The sequence below is a fragment of the Leminorella grimontii ATCC 33999 = DSM 5078 genome, from assembly GCF_000439085.1.
Lineage (GTDB): Bacteria > Pseudomonadota > Gammaproteobacteria > Enterobacterales > Enterobacteriaceae > Leminorella > Leminorella grimontii.
In genome coordinates this window covers 362,253-382,768 of sequence record NZ_AUUA01000002.1, presented here as the reverse complement: position 1 = coordinate 382,768, position 20,516 = coordinate 362,253, and the positions used below count along the sequence as shown (strand labels likewise).

The window sequence follows — 20,516 nt, the reverse complement described above, 5'->3', positions numbered from 1 at the left end:
CATATAGGGTAAAAAGGATTTAACCATGAGATTTTTGATAACTAACGGTATTTTACTGACGACGCTTTTTCTTTCTGGGTGCAGCAGCATTATTACCCGCTCTGATAAATATGACGAATATTACGTTTACCCCGGCGTGCGAGAGTCGGTAAGAGAGCTTAACTACCAGTGCGGCGCGGGCGGCGTTGCTGCAATGGGGTGCATAAGCCACGGTATTGCGAAACCGTTTATTATTCTCGATCTGCCGTTTAGCTTTGTGCTGGATACCGTGCTGCTGCCGGTGGATGGGGTTATTTATGGGGTGAGTTCGAAGGAAAAAGCGCCCGAGGAGCAATAAGTTATATTGCCAACTCTTCATCATTTATAACTACGAAAGTCGTAGTATCCGGCCTTTTGTCGATAACGTAATATCGCGCCATCTTTATTGTTCACAGGGGTAAACCACATGAAACAAGACTGGCATCCGGCCGATATTATTGCGGCTTTACGTAAAACGGGTACAACTCTGGCTGCGCTTTCCCGCTCCGCTGGATTGAGTTCTTCTACGCTGGCAAACGCTTTAGTTCGCCCTTGGCCGAAGGGGGAAAGGATTATTGCCGACAGGATTGGCGTTTGCCCTGAGGAGATATGGCCATCACGATATTTGGGAAGGGAACGGCGCGGAGTTTAATTTAGTAGATAAGTTGAATATTTAGCCTGTGATAGATCTGGATTCCTTGTCTATATCCGCCGGCCATTTAGCTAGCCAATTATTCGCCAAAATTTGGGGTGATGGATTGTTTTTAAATGAATATGACACGGGTTTTTTATTCATGTATTTTTGGCAATATACCCAGATAGAGTATATGTATTCAAACTCTTCATACATTTTTTTAGGGCTAAGCGGTTTTCTACAGACGTATAATGGCGCCTGGCAAATAATGTTATTGCCATCGGGCGTAAATTCGACGAGGTGAACCGCATGGTATGAAGCGCCTCGGCTTGAGGCCATGCTAACGTGCCATGCCCTAACGTTTTCAAAGTCCATCTTTTTTACGCTTAACGGCCATCGAGCAAAAATATTTTTTCTAACCTTTCTTTCGAGAAAGTAGATCTTCTTATTTTTCCGGTTAAATCTTACCGGCATTGCCTGTGGGGTGAAAAAGGAATATCTTACGCTGAATAGACTTATGTAGAGCGCTAGTAGAAAAAATATGTCAGGTATCACCATTATTTTACCTGATGTGAGAAATAGAACTGAAGATAACAAACAGGGTATTAAGAGAAAAGAGAACATAAAGCTCAAAACAATCGTATCAGGGGCAGGCCTGCGAAATTCAAAGTAATTATCATTGATTTCTGTTAACCATGGCATTTTCGCATGAATTTTATTTGATTTATCAGCAGGTGAAAGCTCATTGATTTCAAAATTACTCTTAGATGCTGAGTTAAAAAACGTTTTTGTTTCTTGATAAAGAAAGTCGTGTAGTGCGCTATGTAATAGCTCTTTTTGAATGGAAGACTGCTCCTCTTTTTCGTAGTTCATACCTTTCCTTGTAAAAATGACATGGAGTATTGCATTGCCCTTGTAATACGTGGCTTATTTAACAAAACCTACTTCCCAATACAAAAACTCGAAAAAATCCTTCCCAGAAGATCGTCAGAGGTAAACTCCCCAGTAATCTCGCTTAAGCTCTGCTGCGCCTGCCGCAGCTCCTCCGCCAGCAGCTCCCCAGCGCGAGCGCTTACTAACTGCTCCATGCCTTGGTCGAGATGTTCCGCCGCCGTTTCCAGCGCCTGCAGATGGCGGCGGCGGGCGAGGAAGCCGCCCTCGGTGTTGCTGGTAAAGCCCATGCTGGCCTTCAGGTGGTCGCGTAGGGCCTGCACGCCTTCGCCGGTGCGGGCCGACAGGCGAATAAGTGAGTGACTGCTAACCTCCGTCAATCCCAGCGGTTCGCCGGTCAGGTCGGCCTTGTTGCGCACCACGGTAATCGGGACGCTCGGATTCAGACGGGCGGTAAACTCGGGCCAGATGTCCTGTGGCGCGGTGGCGTCGGTGGTAGTGCCGTCTACCATGAACAGCACGCGGTCGGCCTGGTCGATTTCCTGCCAGGCGCGCTCGATGCCGATGCGCTCGACTTCGTCGTTAGCCTCGCGCAGGCCGGCAGTGTCAATAACGTGCAGCGGCATGCCGTCGATGTGGATATGTTCGCGCAGCACGTCGCGGGTGGTGCCGGCGATGTCGGTGACGATGGCCGCTTCCCGACCGGCCAGCGCGTTGAGCAGGCTGGACTTACCGGCGTTGGGGCGCCCGGCGATCACTACCTTCATTCCTTCGCGCAGCAGGCTGCCCTGCCGGGCCTCGGCGCGAACGCCGTTGAGTTCGTCAATCACCTGGCTAAGCTGGGCTTGGATTTTCCCGTCGGACAAAAAGTCGATCTCTTCGTCAGGGAAGTCGATGGCCGCTTCAACGTAGATGCGCAAGTGAGTGAGCGCTTCCACAAGCTGGTGAACCCGGTTGGAGAACGCCCCCTGCAGCGAATTGACCGCAGAGCGCGCCGCCTGTTCGGAGCTGGCGTCAATCAGGTCGGCAATGGCTTCCGCCTGCGCCAGATCCAGCTTGTCGTTGAGAAACGCCCGTTCGGAAAATTCGCCCGGATTGGCGATGCGAACGCCGGAAATGGTCAGGATGCGCTTAAGCAATAAATCCAGGATCACCGGACCGCCGTGGCCCTGAAGCTCCAGCACGTCTTCGCCGGTAAACGAATTGGGGCCGGGGAAGTACAGCGCGATGCCCTGATCGAGCACCTGCCCTTCGGCGTCGCGAAACGGCAGATAGTCGGCGTAGCGTGGCTTAGGGAGCTTGCCAAGCACTTGCTGTGCGACGATAGCCGCCTTTGGCCCCGAAACGCGCAAAATGCCGACGCCGCCGCGTCCCGGCGGGGTGGCTTGGGCTACGATGGTATCGGTACTGTTCATGGCTTGGCTCTCTGTTTATATAGTGATTGTTTACACCGCTTTTGGCCGAATAGATATAAAAAGGCGGCCGCTATGACTGCCTCAAATAGATGGCGAGCACCTGAAATAGGTTCTGAAAATATACGAAGTTAATCGACGGGAGAGTCTTCCGTTGGGGTCGACTTGGCGTAAGCCAACGAAGCGCCCCTAGGAAGGCTATGCCCGTCGCACTCCCAGACCTAATACAAGCCGCCCTTCCGGCCGAGCACAATGATCGTATAGGCACTGAGTATTTTCGGCCGGAACGATCGCTGAAAGTTGATTTAAATCTTTTACTACTAAATTAAAAGGCGATCTCGCGATCGCCTTTTATGTTTATCTCGTTACTGCGACGCTCGTGAATTACGCTTTCTTCTCTTTTTTCTCACGATGGTGCAGGCCCTTCTTCTCCAGACCGCGGTAGATAAGCTTCTGCTGGATAATGGTCACCAGGTTACTGACGATATAGTACAGCACCAGGCCCGACGGGAACCACAGGAAGAAGACGGTGAAGATAACCGGCATATAGGTCATGATCTTCTGCTGCATCGGATCGGTGACCGGCGTCGGCGACATCTTCTGAATCAGGAACATGGTTCCGCCCATCAGCAGCGGCAGGACGTAGTACGGGTCCTGTGCGGACAGGTCGTGGAGCCACAGTGCGAACGGCGCGTGGCGCAGCTCGACGGAGCCCATCAGCATGTAGTACAGCGCAAGGAAGATAGGCATCTGGATGATCAGCGGGAAGCAGCCGCCCAGCGGGTTAACCTTTTCTTCTTTGTACAGCGCCATCATTTCCTGACTCATGCGCTGCTTGTCGTCGCCGATACGCTCACGCATTGCCTGCAGCTTCGGCTGCAGCAGCTTCATCTTCGCCATGGAGGTGTACTGCGCTTTGGTCAGCGGGTACATGATGCCGCGCACGATGAAGGTGATAATGATGATGGAGAAGCCCCAGTTGCCGACAAAGCTCTGGATAAACTTCAGCAGTTTAAACAGCGGCTGAGAGAGGAACCACAGCCAGCCGTAGTCTACGGTCAGGTCCAGGTGATCGGCGACTTGCGCCATCTGTGCCTGAAGCTCCGGGCCGACCCACAGCTTGGCGCTGAGCTGCTCGGTGGCGCCCGGCGCTACGATGACCGGCGCGTTTCTAAAGCCGATGGAGGACAGGCCGTCTTGACCTTTGGTGGTGAAGAAGGTGTTCTCGCCGTCTTTATTCGGGATCCAGGCGGTCGCAAAGTACTGCTGAAGCATGGCGACCCAGCCGCCTTTGGTGTCTATCTTCAGGTTTTCTTCCGCCATGTCGTCGAAGCTGTACTTTTTATACTTGGTGTCAGTCGACGAATAGGCGCCGCCGCGATAGGTGTGCAGCGCAAAGTTGCTGCTGCCGTTGTCGCGAGCCTTAGGAAGTTTGGCGGTTTGCTTCAGTTGACCAAACATAACGACTTCAAGAGGCTGCTGGGCGGCGTTGTTTACGGTGTAATCAACGTCAACCGCGTAGCCGCCGCGCTTGAAGACAAACGTTTTGGTGTACTTGACGCCGCGGCTGTCGGTGTAGGTCATCGGTACGCTAAGCGTATCCTGACCGTCCGCCAGTTCAAAAACGTCCTGCGCGGTAGTGAACAGAGGGCGTTCGCCGTTGGCCGGGTTGTCCGGGCCGTCGCGGCCTACCAGGCCGCTTAAGGCCAGATAGGAGAAGTCGGGGGTGTTTTCAAGCAGCTTGAACGGCTTGTCTGAGCCCAGCGTATCCGGGTAAGCCAGCAGATCGGCTTCCTGAATATCGCCGCCGCGGGTGTTGATGACGACGGACAGAACGTCGGTTTTAACGGTGATAACACCGCCTTTGCCCGCAGCCAGCTCTGACTGGGTTGAACCGGCGCCGGTAGCGGCTGTTTGCTGCGCGGCGGGCGGCGTTGCCGGCTGCGGCGCATTATCCGTTTCCCATGTCTGCCAGATCATAAAGGTAACGAACAGCAGAGCGATAAGAAGTAGATTACGTTGAGAATCCATTGTTAATGTTCTCTATTATGGTCAGTATTGTTAGGCGGAACCGGATCGTCGCCACCTTCGTGTAAAGGATGGCATTTTAATACGCGTTTGATTGTCAACCAACTCCCTTTAAGCATGCCAAACCTGCGCAATGCCTCAATTCCGTATTGAGAACAGGTTGGCCTGAACCGGCAGTGCGGCCCCAGTAACGGGCTGATGAAAAGCTGATAACCTCGTATCAACATAATCAGGAACCGGCTACCTGCCGACGGTGACGACGCCATAGCTTATCCAGTGTCTCCGTCAGAGAGCGGTTATCCAGGTCGCCGACCCCTTTTTTGGCTATGACGACAAAATCCATCGACGGGAGATCATGCTGATGCAGGCGGAAGCTCTCGCGCGTAAGGCGCTTGATCCGATTGCGTTCATGGGCTCTCTTTACGTGTTTTTTGGCGACGGTCAGACCAAGACGTGGATGTCCCAACGTGTTGAGTCGGCCAAGGATGGTTATCTGGGGGGAACCCGCGCGCTGCGGCTGTTGAAAAACAAACGAGAAATTACCGGGAGTTAACAAACGTAACTCCCTGGGAAATGCTAGCTTAAGCTTAACCACACAGATGGTTAACTCGATTAACCGGCAACAGTTAAGCGAGAGCGGCCTTTAGCACGGCGGCGGGCTAAAACCTGACGACCGTTCTTGGTGGCCATACGAGCGCGAAAACCGTGAGCACGGTTACGCTTTAATACGGACGGTTGGAAAGTGCGTTTCATGGCGTTCTCTACCTAAATCTTAATTATCACTGAAATCAGTCAATGCGTTTGGCTACTCGACCTGAAAACGACCGGCGCCTCAATCACAATGTACAAAGAGGCGGGATTGTATAAATTGTACAGCCCGGAGTCAATTCAGAACGCTTGTCTTCGTTTAAAAACTCGTAGCTTTTGCTACGGCTTCCAGAACCTTAATGCCGTCTTACAAGGCCATCGCCACATAAAGCTGAGCGAAAGCGCTGATAAAACGAACGGGGCCGGAAAACGAGAAGCGCCACAAGTAGGGCTGAGGATTATACGTTTTCCCAAGAAAATGGCAAGGATCCGGCAACGATCCTCAATAAATTGTTGCGATCGTTGATGGTTTGTCCGGTGTATAAATGGACATAGGTTATCCACAGGCCGGTTGTTGCATTACGGTCTCAACCCATCGTAGAATCCAAAACGGGCTCCGTCGGGGAGCCCTTTCTATCTTTAGATAGTAACTTTTTGATCTAAGTAGACACTCGGCGAATCTATTTCTGTAAACTGCCGAGACCTGTGGATAAATAGCCTCTCTTGCTGTGAGATAGTGAAGATCTCTTCTGCGCTTTACGCTATTATCTATGGATGCCGAAAGCGCGCCCGCGGGCGCAACAAGGGGATGCGGATCGTTTGACCGGATCCTCACGCCATCGTCCGCGTCGTTTATAACCGCGCCAGGCCGTGGCCTATTTCGTGGTAAAGGAGTGAAACGGGAAGGATCTGTCTCCTTTGCTTTGGTTATTTATTTCTCGTTCGAGTGGAGTTCGCCGTGTCACTTTCTCTTTGGCAGCAGTGCCTTGCCCGACTGCAAGATGAATTACCTGCCACAGAATTCAGTATGTGGATCCGCCCGCTGCAGGCGGAACTGAGTGACAATACGCTCGCTCTTTACGCGCCCAATCGCTTTGTGCTTGACTGGGTCCGCGATAAGTATCTGAACAACATCAATGCGCTGCTTAACGACTTTTGCGGGACTGAAGTCCCAAAGCTTCGTTTTGAGGTCGGAGCCAAGTCGGTGGCTCCCGCTCGAGGCGTGAAGAAGGCGGCACCCAGCGGCGCAGAGCCTGCGGAGAACGCCCGTGCGGCGGCCGTGAGGCCAAGCTGGGAGAACGCATCGTCTCAGCCCGAGCTGGCCTACCGCTCCGGCGTTAATCCCAAGCATCAGTTCGACAACTTCGTCGAGGGTAAATCCAACCAGCTGGCGAGAGCGGCAGCGCGCCAGGTGGCCGATAACCCCGGCGGCGCCTACAACCCGCTGTTTTTATACGGCGGCACCGGTTTGGGTAAAACTCACCTGCTGCACGCGGTCGGCAACGGCATCATCGAGCGCAAGCCTAACGCCAAAGTGGTTTACATGCACTCCGAGCGTTTCGTTCAGGACATGGTAAAAGCGCTGCAAAACAACGCGATAGAAGAATTTAAGCGCTACTACCGCTCCGTTGACGCGCTGCTTATCGACGACATTCAGTTTTTTGCTAATAAAGAGCGCTCGCAGGAAGAGTTTTTCCACACCTTCAACGCGCTGTTAGAAGGTAACCAGCAAATCATTTTGACGTCTGACCGTTACCCGAAAGAGATCAACGGGGTTGAGGATCGTCTGAAATCCCGCTTCGGCTGGGGGCTGACGGTGGCTATTGAGCCGCCGGAGCTGGAAACCCGTGTGGCTATCCTGATGAAAAAAGCCGATGAGAACGACATTCGCCTGCCGGCGGAAGTGGCGTTTTTCATCGCCAAGCGCCTGCGTTCCAACGTGCGGGAGCTGGAAGGCGCGCTCAACCGGGTTATCGCCAACGCCAACTTTACCGGCCGCGCAATTACCATCGACTTCGTGCGCGAAGCGCTGCGCGACCTGCTGGCTTTACAAGAAAAGCTGGTGACTATCGACAACATTCAGAAAACCGTCGCCGAATACTATAAAATCAAAATCGCCGATCTGCTTTCCAAGCGCCGTTCCCGTTCGGTCGCCCGCCCGCGCCAGATGGCGATGGCGCTGGCGAAAGAGTTGACCAACCACAGCCTGCCGGAAATCGGCGACGCGTTTGGCGGTAGGGATCACACTACGGTGCTGCACGCTTGTCGTAAAATTGAGCAGCTGCGTGAAGAAAGTCACGACATTAAAGAAGATTTTTCTAACTTAATCAGAACACTATCATCATAACGCTTATGAAATTTATCATTGACCGTGAACATTTGTTAAAGCCGCTGCAACAGGTTAGCAGCCCGCTGGGCGGCCGTCCTACGCTGCCCATTCTCGGCAATCTTCTGATTCAAGTGACGGAAGGCTATTTACTGCTAACCGGTACTGACCTGGAAATGGAGATGGTCGCCCGTATCAGCCTGACGCAGCCCCATGAACCGGGCGCTATCACCGTGCCGGCGCGGAAGTTTCTCGATATTTGCCGCGGCCTGCCCGACGGCGCGGAAATCAGCTTTGCGCTGGAAAACGACCGCGTGCTGGTTCGCTCCGGGCGCAGCCGCTTCTCGCTTTCTACGCTGCCGGCGGCTGACTACCCGAACCTGGACGACTGGAAGAGCGACGTGGAGTTCACGCTGCCGCAGGCGACGCTCAAGCGCCTGATTGAAGCGACCCAGTTCTCTATGGCCCATCAGGACGTGCGCTACTACCTCAACGGCATGATGTTTGAAACCGAAGGGGAAGAGCTGCGCACCGTCGCGACGGACGGCCACCGCCTGGCGGTCTGCTCGATGTCCGTCGGCCAGAAGCTGCCGCCGCACGACGTTATCGTGCCGCGCAAAGGCGTTCTGGAGCTGTTCCGCCTGTTGGACAACAGCAACGACGTCAGGCTGCAAATCGGCAGCAACAACATTCGCGCCCACGTCGGCGACTTTATCTTCACCTCCAAGCTGGTCGACGGTCGCTTCCCCGACTATCGTCGCGTTCTGCCTAAAAATCCGGACAAAACGCTGGAAGCCAACTGCGATGAGCTCAAGCAGGCGTTTTCCCGCGCGGCGATCCTCTCTAACGAGAAGTTCCGCGGCGTGCGGCTGCATCTGAATCAGAACCAGCTGAAGATCACGGCCAACAACCCCGAGCAGGAAGAGGCGGAAGAGATCCTCGACGTACGCTACGACGGCACCGATCTGGAAATCGGCTTTAACGTCAGCTACGTGCTGGACGTGCTCAACGCCCTGAAGTGCGAAGAGGTGAGAATGCTGTTGACGGACTCGGTGTCCAGCGTACAGCTGGAAGACTGCGATAACGTCAGCGCAGCCTACGTCGTTATGCCTATGCGCCTGTAAGCGGAGCTCACGTCGTATTTAAATGGCATTAACCCGTTTACTGATCAACGATTTCCGCAACATTACGTCGGCAGACCTGACACCGTCTGCCGGCTTTAATTTTTTTATTGGCCCTAACGGCAGCGGAAAGACCAGCGTATTGGAAGCGGTATACGCGCTGGGGCACGGCCGCGCCTTTCGCAGCCTGCAAACCGGGCGCGTAGTGCGGCATGAGCAGCAGGAATTTGTATTACATGGTAGAATAGCCGACGGCGGCGAACGCGAGCTGTCGATTGGTCTGCGTAAAAGTCGGTTGGGGGATACGCTGGTGCGTATTGACGGCAGCGACGGGCACAAAGTGTCTGAGCTGGCTCAGCTTTTGCCTATCCAGCTGATAACGCCGGAAGGCTTTACGCTATTGAACGGCGGGCCGAAGTACCGTCGGGCCTTTTTGGACTGGGGATGCTTTCACAGCGAGCCTCATTTCTTTCACGGCTGGAATAACCTCAGGCGGCTGCTGAAGCAGCGTAACGCCGCGCTGCGTCAAACCCAACGCTATTCGCAGATCCGCCCGTGGGACAAAGAGATAGTCCCGCTGGCGACGCAGGTGAGCGAGTGGCGCGCGGCCTACGCCGAGGCAATCGCGCAGGATATTACTCAAACCTGCAGCGCGTTTTTACCGGAGTTTTCGCTGTCGTTCTCTTTTCAGCGCGGTTGGGATAAAGAGTGCGACTATGGCGAACTGCTCGAACGGCAGTTTGAGCGCGATCGGGCGCTGACCTATACGGCGTCCGGCCCGCACAAGGCGGATTTCCGCATTCGGGCGGACGGCGTGCCGGTCGAAGATATGCTGTCTCGCGGGCAGCTTAAGTTACTGATGTGCGCACTGCGCTTGGCTCAGGGGGAGTTCCTTACTCGCCAGAGCGGACGCCGTTGCCTGTATCTTATCGATGATTTTGCCTCTGAGCTTGACGTTCAGCGCCGCAAGCTGTTAGCTGACCGCCTGAAAGCGACCGGCGCGCAGGTGTTTGTCAGCGCCGTCAGCGCTGAGCAGATTGCTGACATGATGGACAAAAATGGCAGGATGTTCTTAGTAGAACATGGCAAAATACAGCATCAACCACAGGATTTAGAGTGAGCGAGAAACGCTAATGTCGAATACATATGATTCCTCAAGTATCAAGGTGTTAAAAGGTCTGGACGCGGTTCGTAAGCGACCGGGAATGTACATCGGTGACACGGACGACGGAACCGGCCTGCACCACATGGTATTTGAGGTTGTCGATAACGCGATCGACGAGGCGCTGGCGGGTTACTGTAAGGATATCGTAGTCACCATCCACAGCGATAACTCTGTCTCCGTACAGGACGACGGCCGCGGTATTCCGACGGACATCCACCCCGAAGAGGGCGTGTCGGCGGCGGAGGTTATCATGACCGTACTGCACGCCGGCGGCAAGTTTGACGATAACTCGTATAAAGTTTCCGGCGGCCTGCACGGCGTAGGGGTATCGGTAGTGAACGCGCTGTCCGATAAGCTGGAGATGGTTATCGATCGCGGCGGCAAGGTCTACCGACAAATCTATCGTCACGGCGTGCCGGAAGCGCCGCTTGCGCCTATCGGCGAGAGCGATAAAACCGGTACCCGCATTCGCTTCTGGCCAAGTCCGGACACCTTTTCCAGCAATCTGGAATTCCAGTACGACATTCTGGCCAAGCGCCTGCGCGAGCTGTCGTTTTTGAACTCCGGCGTTTCTATCAAGCTAAACGATGAGCGCGACGATAAGCACGATCACTTCCACTATGAAGGCGGCATCAAGGCGTTTGTCGACTACCTGAACCGCAACAAGAATCCGATCCATCCGTCGGTGTTTTATTTCTCCAACGAGAATAAAGAAGGCATCAACGTAGAGGTTTCTTTGCAGTGGAACGACGGCTTCCAGGAAAATATCTACTGCTTTACCAACAATATTCCGCAGCGCGACGGGGGGACTCACCTCGCCGGCTTCCGCGCGGCGATGACCCGTACGTTGAATAACTATATGGAAGCCGAAGGCTACAGCAAGAAGGCGAAAATCAGCGCCACCGGCGACGACGCCCGTGAAGGCCTGGTTGCCGTTGTTTCCGTTAAGGTGCCGGATCCCAAGTTCTCCTCTCAGACCAAAGACAAGCTGGTGTCTTCCGAAGTGAAGTCTGCCGTTGAATCCGTTATGGCGGAAAAGCTGTCTGAATACCTGCTGGAAAACCCTAGCGACGCTAAAATCGTCGTCGGCAAGATTATCGACGCCGCGCGCGCGCGCGAAGCCGCCCGTAAGGCGCGGGAGATGACTCGCCGCAAGGGCGCGTTGGATCTGGGCGGCCTGCCCGGCAAGCTGGCGGACTGCCAGGAGCGCGACCCGGCGCTGTCTGAACTCTACCTGGTGGAAGGGGACTCGGCGGGCGGCTCTGCCAAGCAGGGGCGTAACCGTAAGAATCAGGCGATCCTGCCGCTGAAGGGCAAGATCCTCAACGTCGAGAAGGCGCGCTTTGACAAGATGCTCTCCTCGCAGGAAGTCGCGACGCTGATTACCGCACTGGGCTGCGGCATTGGTCGCGATGAGTACAATCCGGACAAGCTGCGCTATCACAGCATCATCATCATGACCGATGCCGACGTCGACGGCTCGCACATCCGTACGCTGCTGCTGACGTTCTTCTATCGTCAAATGCCGGAAGTCATCGAACGCGGCTATGTCTATATCGCTCAGCCGCCGCTGTACAAGGTGAAGAAAGGCAAGCAGGAGCAGTACATCAAAGACGACGAGGCGATGGATCAGTATCAGATTACCACTGCACTGGATGGCGCTGCGCTGCACGTTAACCCGCATGCGCCCGCGCTGGCCGGCGAACCGTTGGAGCGCCTGGTTGCCGAGTACTATGCGATTGAGAAGATGTTTAAGCGCATGGAACGCCGCACGCCGATGGCGCTGCTGAACCAGTTGGTATACCAACCTACGCTGACGGAAGCGCTGATGGCCGACAGGGCGTCGGTTCAGTCCTGGGTCGATGCAACCGTAGCGACGCTGAACGAGCGCGAGCAGCACGGCAGCGCTTATATCGCCGACGTGCGTGAAAACGCCGAGCGCGGCGTATTTGAGCCGGTTATTGGCGTTCGCACCCACGGGGTAGATACCAACTACCCGCTGACCGTCGACTTTGTGCTCGGCAGCGAATACCGCAAAATTTGCCAGCTCGGCGAACAGCTGCGCGAACTTATCGAAGACGGCGCCTTCATCGAACGCGGCGAGCGCCGCCAGCCGGTCTCCAGCTTCGCGCAGGCTATCGATTGGCTGGTGAAAGAGTCGCGCCGCGGCCTGACCATCCAGCGTTATAAAGGTCTGGGCGAGATGAACCCCGAGCAGCTGTGGGAAACCACCATGGATCCTCAGGGCCGCCGCATGCTCCAGGTGACCATCAAGGACGCCATCGCCGCCGACCAGCTGTTCACCACGCTGATGGGCGACGAGGTTGAACCGCGCCGCGCCTTTATCGAAGAGAACGCGCTGAAGGTGGCGAACCTCGACGTGTAGCGGGGCGTTTGCCTAAGAGTAAAAGCAGAAAGGCAGCCAGTGGGCTGCCTTTCTTATATAAACAAGGGCCCTTAATATAGCCATTGTCATGAATCACATTGATATTTGTGCCGCTCCGACGCCTCATGGATATAGTGAAGACTATCTGACCATAGACGGTATCCCTATCGTTGATTGTCTGGAACAGTGGGTTTCAGAGAGCAAACACGATGCCCTGCCTCCTCTTAAGAGTCTAAAAGGGCTGTATCCGGCCTGGGGGCCGGAAATGATGTGTCGAGGAGAGCGGCTATTTATTCAGGAGCTGCTGCAAAGCCCATTAACGCAAAACGTGCCGATTCTGGTCTGCGAAGACGATCTGGACTTAAGCTGTCTGGTTATTGTCGCTAAAGTTCGTAAAGAGGCAGAGACAGTGCATTGGGACGGTATCGGCCTGTTTCAGCCCGTAGGCATGAACAATGAAGATGAGGCGATGTCTGGGATGCTGCGGTTTGGCGAACGGTGGAGAGGCTGGGTGAGCGAACGCTGGGACGAAGAGCGGCTGATGCGCTGTAGGAACTATGTGAACCGCTTTTTACAGCGGGATGAAAATATCCTTTGGATAGCGCATCCCGGCTGGAGGTTTGAGAAAAGGGCGTGGGAACAGTGCGTATCTTTTTATCAAAGCCTGGTGCGAGATTAAAATCCCAGAGACACTTTTGCCATCTGGGATTTTATTTATCAATCACATCAGAACTGGTACTTGATGCCTAACGTACCCGAAGTTCGGCTGTAATTATCGGCATCAAACTGCTGGCCAATATTTCCCCAAATAGCGAAATTATTAGTGAGTTTACCCTCGATGCCGATTTTTACTTCCGCGATATCTTTAGCCGTATCGCTTTCATAGCGTCGGGAACCCTGACTAATTTTGTAGTCCACGCCGTAATTTTCATTGCTGTGTAACCAGTTAACTTCAACAAACGGTTGGAAAATCTGGTCGTTGGCTACCGGGGAGCGGCCCTGTAGATAAGTACGGGCACCGACCCTGCTTTGCCAGTAGTCTGGCGTGCCGCTATCAATGATGCTGCCTCGCCCATCGTTAACCTTGTCCGCGTGTATTGCGGACCAGATAATTTGAGCCTGAGGCTGAATAAACAGTGCACTTTGATTAAACTCGCCAATTTTCAGGGTATAACCTGTTTCTAACGATGCGCTATAGCCTTTCGATTTATAGCTAATCGTTGAACGTTCGTCGCCGTTTACGTCGTTATCAAACCAGTTATGCTGCAGCCAGCTATCCACATACAGGCCGTCTTGATGCAAATCCTGATTAGCGTACCAGGTTGCATAAACACCTACGTTGTAGCCCTTGATATCACTTTTGGCCGAGTAACCAACCTGCCGTGAATCCGAGGTTAAATGCGCATCGCCATAGCCCGCCATGAGGCCCAGATGGGTACGTGACTCACCGGTGCTCCACTGGATGATGTCGCCGCCGAGCTGCACTACGCTTGCGTTGGTTTGAACCTCAAGACGTCCGTCAGCCGCATGATTTTTTTCATGGGAACCGACAACCCGCAGCCACATAGACTCCGCCAGAGAGTCGCCCTTGGCGGTAAATTGAGGCTCGCCCATGCGGTCATGCAGATTTAAATTAAATAGCGTGTTTGCGACCGCCTGATTCCCGATATAGGCGCCAACTTCGGGTTCAATAACCGCTTTACTCGAGGGGGTTGGCGTTGGAGCTGGAACAGGCTCCGGAACTGGCTCTGGCTCCAGGGTAGGCTCCGTTGGCGTAGGCGGTGTAGGCGTGACGTCAGAATAAACAGAGCGCAGATACCAGTCGCCGCCGTTTCCAGCCAGGTCGCCTTTATGCAGAAAATACTCATAGCCGCCGTAACCCACGCGGCCTTTTAGCGTGAAGATGCCGTCTGATTGTCCGCCAACGCTGATAACGTTAATACCGTTAACCGTATCATCACCCAGGCCCCCCACGTTCATCACCTGCAAATAGGTATGGCCAAGAGTATTGCCAGTAACGACCAATTTGTCCGTTTCTGAACTGTCATTGCCTAGAACGGTGTTCAGGATAAGGTTGGCGTCGTTTGCTATATAATCGCCGTTAACGGTTAGCGTGCGGCCAGTGCCACTCATATTGGTAAAATTAACGGTACCACTGTTTTTCAGACCGTTGACGGATGAATCACCCGTGACGTTCCAGATGCTGTTGTCGACGGTAAGCGCGCTGTTATTGATGCTGCCGGTTAAAACGGATGAATTTAACAACGCCATATTAACGGCGCTGTCAGAGGTTGCCGTAGTATCGCCGCTCGCGTTGGTATGGTCGAAAGTAATGTCGACACTGGCTGAATTATATGCCTGAAGCAGGCCTTTGCTTCCAGAAATATCCAGATTTTTCAGACTAATATCGCTGTATCCGCCAGCTGTAATAGCGGTGCCGTTTCGGCTGCTCAGTGAGCCGCCGTCCAGGCTGATACTGTTATGGTTAGCGGAGCTCCCGCTGGCAAAGTTCAGGACAGCCGCATTTTCACCTTGAACATCCGCCGTGACGTTAGTTCCAATGATTGCCGCGCCTTGTTGCACGGACAGGGCCGCACTACCTGCGCCTTTCGTTACCAATGATACGTTTTCCAGCGAGCTGGTGGCCTGTCGGCTATCATTGCCTGTATATAACGATATGCCATAGGCGCCATCTCCAGCGGTTTCAATATGGCTGTTGCTTACGTTGATATAAGATGCGCTGCTGTTAACGTTACTGCTTGAAAGATAGAGCCCTGCCGCCCCTTCGCCATGAGTGACAATATTAGAGCCTGATATTTCAGCCTGGCCTCCGGTTGAAAGATGTAAGCCATGCCCTTGCGCCGCGATCGTATCAATATCTACCCGCTTGAGGCTGAATGTACCGCACCCAACGATGCAATTTGCGACAAAAATTCCCCGCCCCAAAGGTTTATTAAGGCCTTGGATAGTCACGTCAGTCAAATCGATGCTGCTGCTGTCAACCATCAAGGAACCAATAATTTCGGAATGGTTATTAAGGATCAAGGTGCTGCCTTGCGTTGCCTGCACTCCCCAACCGTCGTTTCCCTGTAGGCTAACGCCGCTCCCGGTAAGGTTACTACTAAGGAGATTTACGCCCTTATAGTTTCCAATAGCGGAACCGCCGTTAAAAACAACGCTGCTGTTATCTCTGATATCCAGCCCGCTGATCTGACCGATTAACTTCGTATTCTCTACATGCGCCGTGGATGCTTCATCAACCTCCAAGCCGGTTCCGATGGCGGAGAGCGCGTCGACGGTGCTGTTTTTTAGCGTTATCTCCGAGCCCGCCATGGCGATAATGCCGCTATCAGCGTTGAGGTTATCAATATTGGCGGAGGCGTCGACGACTAACAGCGAGAGCGCCATATTGCCTTTGATGGCTACATTGTTCAGCTCTCCCATTGCGCCATCGCGTAACTCGATGCCGTATACAACGGAATAATCTTCCTGAATTCTTGAATCAATCAGTACCAGCTTAGAACCTTCGCCCGTTGCTAGAACTCGTCCTTGAGTAATGGTTGAACTGTCTAAAGAGATCGTTCCGCCATCGTTAGCGTAAATTAGCGTACCGATATTATTTGTGATTGAGGGATCAAGTTTAATATCCAGCCCGCTGCCCTGAATTTCATATCCGGTGCCGGAGGCGATCAATGCGGCGTCAGTATGTGCTAAACCGTTAATGACATAAACACCGCCCTGTAGCCCTGTTTGAGAGCCATGGGCTGCGTCGGCGATGATCTGTGATTCTTGAGCGGAAAGGGTTGGGGTAGCCGTTATGAGTATTGAGCTAATTAAACCAACTAATTGGCGCCTTTTAAATAAATATGTTGTTGGTTTGTTGCTTGAAGGCTTATTTACTTTTTCCATACCAATTCCTTTGATGAGATCAAAAAATGTCCAATGCGCTGTTTGTTTAATTTATAAACATCATCACCAATTATTTTGCTATTTTTGGGCAATGAAACTTGGCAAAACTACTTTTAATGAATGAAAATTTTCAATATTAACTTGTTTAAAATCAGCAGGTAGCTTTAACTAGTGAATTGAGCGATTTTTTAAATATATGATTGACTTGTTGATCTAAACGGTGTTGTTTTCACATATCAAACCCAATGCTGTTGATTGGAGCATTGTGTCATAACTAACATTTTAATCAAAATAATAGATCGAGCTATGTGTAAAAATAATATCATATATCGCATTTTGTTGTGAGTGTGATCTAATTGACTGCTTGATTTTAATTAATCAATTAATTTCACCTAATAAGTGGTTTGATATATTCATTTATTTTAATTACTATTTTATGAGGCGAGTGTGATTATATTCATCTTGTTATTTTGTTGTTTTTTGGATTTTATGGAAGTGTTAGCAGACTACTTGTTCTGACTATAATTCTCTTATGTTAATGGTATCTATTACTTTGGTAGCTACTTTTGAATAATAGAGTAGTCTAAAAGACAATGTGCATGCATAAATGAGTCTTATTGATCCCATAATTTATCTTAGTTATTGAATTTGTTGAAACTGGGCATAATATAAAAAATGTCTATTATTGGACTGTCATCTCTAAAGCAGTCCAATAAATTGGAAGGTTAAATAGGATGGATTAGAGGCCGATAAATATCAAAAAGAAAGATCTTAAGAATAAAAACAGGCTATAAAGCCGGTGATTGCCAAGGTCGGTCTTGAGAAAACGAAGCCACTTTCTTTATCTTTCGAGTTCTGTTATCCGATAAAGGCGCTATGACGTTTTTCTTTCGCTACTTCTTAGCCTCAGGCTTCTTATACCCTGAATCCCTCATCTGCCCGCTGGCCCGCTTCTGTTTGTCTGATTCGGACACCTTTTTTCGGGAGGATTCTCGCCCGTTGGTGGAGCGGTAGTAATCGTAGGGCAACAGTACGGTGTCGAGAACGGCGGTAAACGGCATGTCGAGAGCCACCAGCGAGCGCATCAGCCAGCCGCTGTTATCGTTCTGGAGCTCATTGACGTTGTGTTCGACGCCGGGGTAGTAGCCTTCGTAGGGCGCGACGTGGCCCATGATGCTGGAACAGCCCGACAGTGAAAACATCGTTGCGCTGGCGAAAGTCGTCAATAGCGTACGTTTTATGCTAACCACCATTCGTTGCCACCCACAAATCGGTTATTAAGGCCGAATTCGTTCCCTGAAGTTCGAAGACACAGAGTTATAACATTCATCTCAGAAAATGAGAATAAGCGATATCTCATAATGCTACGCCGCCGTCATTAATTAGGCGGGGCGCAGCCTGAGAAGAAAATCAAAGTCCACTATTGAAATGCGTCCCGATGTCCCCATTTATTAAGTGTAGCTGAGAAGGTTTATGCCGAATGAGGGTAAACCGCTATTTAAACCGTTCGTCCAATGGTGGAGAACGGGAATTATCACCTCGCTGATGAGTTAGGAGGCTTTGTATCTATGCGTAACTTTGACCTGTCCCCGCTGTTTCGTTCCGCCATTGGTTTCGACCGGCTGTTAAACACCCTTGAGTCTGGATTAAATCAGGGCAACGGCGGCTATCCTCCCTATAACGTCGAGCTGGTCGACGAGCACCACTACCGCATTGCGATTGCGGTTGCGGGCTTTGCCGAAAGCGAGCTGGACATCACCGCCCAACCGAACATGCTGATTGTCCGCGGCGCAAAGCAGGGGCAGCAGCCGGAAAAGACCTATCTCTATCAGGGGATCGCCGAGCGCAACTTCGAGCGCAAATTCCAACTGGCCGAGCATATTCAGGTAGAAGGCGCCCATTTGGAAAACGGCCTGCTCTATATCGAGCTGGCGCGCGTTATTCCTGAGGCCTCCAAGCCGCGCCGTATCGACATTAAGTAATTAAGGCTTGGCAAAAGCCGCAGAGATTTAATCGCCTGCCGTAACGGGGGCAAACTTCACTCGCTTCAAAGAAGGAGTTAATACCATGCGTAACTATGATTTATCACCCTTACTTCGTCAGTGGATCGGCTTTGACAAATTGGCTAACGCCCTGCAGGGAAGCGCCGACTCGAACTTCCCTCCGTACAATATTGAGAAAAGCGACGATAACCACTACCGCATTACGCTCGCGTTGGCCGGGTTTAAACAAGACGATCTGGAAATCGAAGCGGAAGGCCAGCGCCTGACCGTTCGCGGCAATCCGACGCAGGTCGAAAAAGAGGTTAAATACCTCCATCAGGGCTTGTCCTGCAAGGCGTTTGAGCTGAGCTTCACGCTGGCGGACCACATGCACGTTTCCGAAGCCAAGTTTGAGCTGGGGCTGCTGCACATTGATATCGTGCGCCAGGTGCCGGAAGCGCTGCAGGCGCAGCGGATAGCGATTGGCACGAAGGTAGAAACGCCGGCGATCGACGTTCAGCAATAGCGCTGACGGTCCAGAAATAAAAAAGGCGAAGCCGTAAGGCTTCGCCTTTTCTTTAAGCAAAATCAGCCTTCGGCGTGAGCTCGCTCGATCTCTTCGGCCAGAATGGCGATGCCCTTTTCTATCAGCTCGGGAGCGGGAACGTAGTTCATGCGCATGCACTGCTGGGTGTGCGGCCACGCCCTATCCAATCCGGGAAAGAAGTGCTGACCTGGCACCATCAGCACGCCGCGAGCCTTGAGGCGTTCATACAGCGTTTGGCTGGTAATCGGCAGGTCTTTAAACCACAGCCACAGAAAGATAGCGCCTTCCGGCTTGTGGATGAGACAGCGCTCCGGCGACAGGTAGCGGCGAAGGATGCCGAGCGTTTGTTTCACTCTGGCCTGATAAAACGGCCCGATAACCTGTTGCGACAGCTTTAACAAATCGCCGCGCTGAATCATTTCCAACGCCAGCGCGGGGCCGACGCTGCCCGGCGCCAGGCTGATAATGCCGTTCAGGTTGCCGAGGGCTGTGATTATCTCTTCATTGGCGATAACGATGCCGCAGCGCGTGCCCGGCAACCCAAGCTTGGACAGGCTCATACACAGGATCGTGTTGGCGTTCCACAAGGGCGTCGCCTGGCTGAAAATGATGCCGGGGAAAGGCACGCCGTAGGCGTTATCGATGATGAGCGGGATCCCTTTTTGGCGAGCGATGGCGTCGAGGCGGGTAAGCTCTTCGTCCGTCAGCACGTTGCCGGTCGGGTTGGTCGGTCGCGAGACGCACATTAGGCCGATATCGTCGCCAACCTGAAGGTGGTCGAAGTCGACGTGGTATTTGAACATGCCGTCCGGCAGCAGCTCAATGGTGGGCTTGTAAGAGACTAGCAGGTCGTCCTCAAGGCCGACGTCCGCATAGCCGACGTACTCCGGCGCCATCGGGAACAGCACCTTTTTTACCTGCCCGTCCGGCCGATGCCCGGCAAACAGGTTAAACAGGTAGAAGAATGCGCTTTGGCTGCCGTTGGTTAAGGCGATATTTTTTGCCTCAATCGGCCAGCCTAGGGTTTGGCTTAACAGCTCGGCCAGGGCCGTTAAAAAAGCGTTTTTCCCCTGCGGGCCGTCGTAGTTGCACAGTGACTCGGTCAGTTTGCCTTCTTTTAGCAGATCGGCGCAAAGCGTCTCAAAGTAGCTTTGCATGGCGGGGATCTGCGCAGGGTTGCCGCCGCCGAGCATAATCGCGCCGGGCGTGCGCAAGCCGTCATTCAGATCGCTCATTAACTGGGTAATGCCGGAAAAGCGGGTGAACTTATTGCCAAAAGAAGAAAAAGTCATGGGTATACGTTAAAAGTCAGGGTGAGAAAACATAGCCGGTAACAATAACCGATAGGCAAAGGCCGATGCAACGGGGCCGCAAGAGGGGATGTGCCGCCGTCGCTTGGCGTAAATGCTGCATTTGTCTTTCTATTTGGTGATATTTTCGGCGATATCCGCCGGTCGTAAACCGATTGGGAATGAGGAGCGAAAAAAACGTTGCGTTTGTGCTGGAGGA

At 52.7% G+C, this 20,516-nt stretch carries 18 protein-coding genes; 9 read left to right on the top strand and 9 right to left on the bottom strand.

The features are described 5' to 3' along the window. The first annotated feature begins 25 nt into the window (after window positions 1-25). Both G544_RS20075 and G544_RS21615 read left to right on the top strand, forming a co-directional pair. The gene (locus G544_RS20075) at window positions 26-337 is read left to right on the top strand and encodes a YceK/YidQ family lipoprotein (RefSeq protein ID WP_051155599.1); all 312 of its coding nucleotides are present in this window, start codon (window positions 26-28) and stop codon (window positions 335-337) included. Window positions 338-445: 108 nt separating this feature from the next. Further along, window positions 446-670 carry a helix-turn-helix domain-containing protein gene (locus tag G544_RS21615; protein ID WP_071783295.1) on the top strand — a complete coding sequence of 75 codons (225 nt, stop codon included), beginning with the start codon at window positions 446-448 and terminating at the stop codon, window positions 668-670. 21 nt (window positions 671-691) lie between these two features. Here the strand turns inward: G544_RS21615 and G544_RS0106225 are convergent, their stop codons facing one another. From G544_RS0106225 to rpmH, 6 genes are all read right to left on the bottom strand, one after another. Next, the gene (locus G544_RS0106225; protein ID WP_027273792.1) at window positions 692-1,525 is read right to left on the bottom strand and encodes a DUF6708 domain-containing protein; all 834 of its coding nucleotides are present in this window, start codon (window positions 1,523-1,525) and stop codon (window positions 692-694) included. A 68-nt stretch (window positions 1,526-1,593) separates the two neighbouring features. Beyond that, a complete protein-coding gene (mnmE, locus tag G544_RS0106220; RefSeq protein WP_027273791.1) occupies window positions 1,594-2,958 on the bottom strand; it encodes a tRNA uridine-5-carboxymethylaminomethyl(34) synthesis GTPase MnmE in 1,365 nt (454 codons plus the stop codon). 381 nt (window positions 2,959-3,339) lie between these two features. Continuing rightward, window positions 3,340-4,986, bottom strand: coding sequence for a membrane protein insertase YidC (yidC, locus tag G544_RS0106215; RefSeq protein WP_027273790.1), 1,647 nt, complete (start codon window positions 4,984-4,986; stop codon window positions 3,340-3,342). Between the two features lie 2 nt (window positions 4,987-4,988). Then, complete coding sequence (gene yidD, locus G544_RS21610) at window positions 4,989-5,249, bottom strand: membrane protein insertion efficiency factor YidD (RefSeq protein WP_071783293.1); 261 nt, start codon at window positions 5,247-5,249, stop codon at window positions 4,989-4,991. Further along, window positions 5,213-5,578 (bottom strand): ribonuclease P protein component, encoded by a 366-nt coding sequence (rnpA, locus tag G544_RS21605; protein WP_071783292.1) that lies wholly within the window; start codon window positions 5,576-5,578, stop codon window positions 5,213-5,215. Before rnpA ends, yidD begins: the two co-directional genes overlap by 37 nt. Window positions 5,579-5,595: 17 nt before the next feature. Beyond that, window positions 5,596-5,736 (bottom strand): 50S ribosomal protein L34, encoded by a 141-nt coding sequence (rpmH, locus tag G544_RS21600; protein WP_071783290.1) that lies wholly within the window; start codon window positions 5,734-5,736, stop codon window positions 5,596-5,598. A 793-nt stretch (window positions 5,737-6,529) separates the two neighbouring features. Here rpmH and dnaA point away from each other — a divergent pair. The 5 genes from dnaA to G544_RS0106185 all read left to right on the top strand — a co-directional run bounded on the left by dnaA (window position 6,530) and on the right by G544_RS0106185 (window position 13,248). Beyond that, on the top strand, window positions 6,530-7,918 hold the full coding sequence (dnaA, locus tag G544_RS0106205) for a chromosomal replication initiator protein DnaA (protein ID WP_027273788.1): 1,389 nt from the start codon (window positions 6,530-6,532) through the stop codon (window positions 7,916-7,918). A 5-nt stretch (window positions 7,919-7,923) separates the two neighbouring features. Then, a complete protein-coding gene (gene dnaN / locus G544_RS0106200) occupies window positions 7,924-9,021 on the top strand; it encodes a DNA polymerase III subunit beta (protein ID WP_027273787.1) in 1,098 nt (365 codons plus the stop codon). 22 nt (window positions 9,022-9,043) lie between these two features. After that, window positions 9,044-10,138 carry a DNA replication/repair protein RecF gene (recF, locus tag G544_RS0106195; protein WP_027273786.1) on the top strand — a complete coding sequence of 365 codons (1,095 nt, stop codon included), beginning with the start codon at window positions 9,044-9,046 and terminating at the stop codon, window positions 10,136-10,138. A 13-nt stretch (window positions 10,139-10,151) separates the two neighbouring features. Continuing rightward, the gene (gene gyrB, locus G544_RS0106190; protein WP_027273785.1) at window positions 10,152-12,569 is read left to right on the top strand and encodes a DNA topoisomerase (ATP-hydrolyzing) subunit B; all 2,418 of its coding nucleotides are present in this window, start codon (window positions 10,152-10,154) and stop codon (window positions 12,567-12,569) included. Window positions 12,570-12,657: 88 nt separating this feature from the next. Next, a complete protein-coding gene (locus G544_RS0106185; RefSeq protein WP_027273784.1) occupies window positions 12,658-13,248 on the top strand; it encodes a hypothetical protein in 591 nt (196 codons plus the stop codon). 47 nt (window positions 13,249-13,295) lie between these two features. Here G544_RS0106185 and G544_RS21265 read toward each other — a convergent pair whose 3' ends face one another. Both G544_RS21265 and G544_RS20065 read right to left on the bottom strand, forming a co-directional pair. Further along, window positions 13,296-16,478: an autotransporter family protein gene (locus G544_RS21265; RefSeq protein ID WP_051155598.1), complete on the bottom strand. Its 3,183-nt coding sequence runs from the start codon at window positions 16,476-16,478 to the stop codon at window positions 13,296-13,298. Window positions 16,479-17,371: 893 nt separating this feature from the next. Continuing rightward, window positions 17,372-17,731 (bottom strand): YceK/YidQ family lipoprotein, encoded by a 360-nt coding sequence (locus G544_RS20065; RefSeq protein WP_036023402.1) that lies wholly within the window; start codon window positions 17,729-17,731, stop codon window positions 17,372-17,374. Window positions 17,732-18,046: 315 nt separating this feature from the next. Between G544_RS20065 and ibpA the strand changes: the two genes are divergently transcribed. Beyond that, on the top strand, window positions 18,047-18,460 hold the full coding sequence (ibpA, locus tag G544_RS0106170) for a small heat shock chaperone IbpA (RefSeq protein WP_027273783.1): 414 nt from the start codon (window positions 18,047-18,049) through the stop codon (window positions 18,458-18,460). Window positions 18,461-18,545: 85 nt separating this feature from the next. Then, window positions 18,546-18,986, top strand: a complete 441-nt coding sequence (gene ibpB, locus G544_RS0106165) for a small heat shock chaperone IbpB (RefSeq protein WP_027273782.1) — start codon at window positions 18,546-18,548, stop codon at window positions 18,984-18,986. 62 nt (window positions 18,987-19,048) lie between these two features. Here ibpB and G544_RS0106160 read toward each other — a convergent pair whose 3' ends face one another. Then, the gene (locus G544_RS0106160; protein ID WP_027273781.1) at window positions 19,049-20,299 is read right to left on the bottom strand and encodes a valine--pyruvate transaminase; all 1,251 of its coding nucleotides are present in this window, start codon (window positions 20,297-20,299) and stop codon (window positions 19,049-19,051) included. Window positions 20,300-20,516 lie beyond the last annotated feature (217 nt).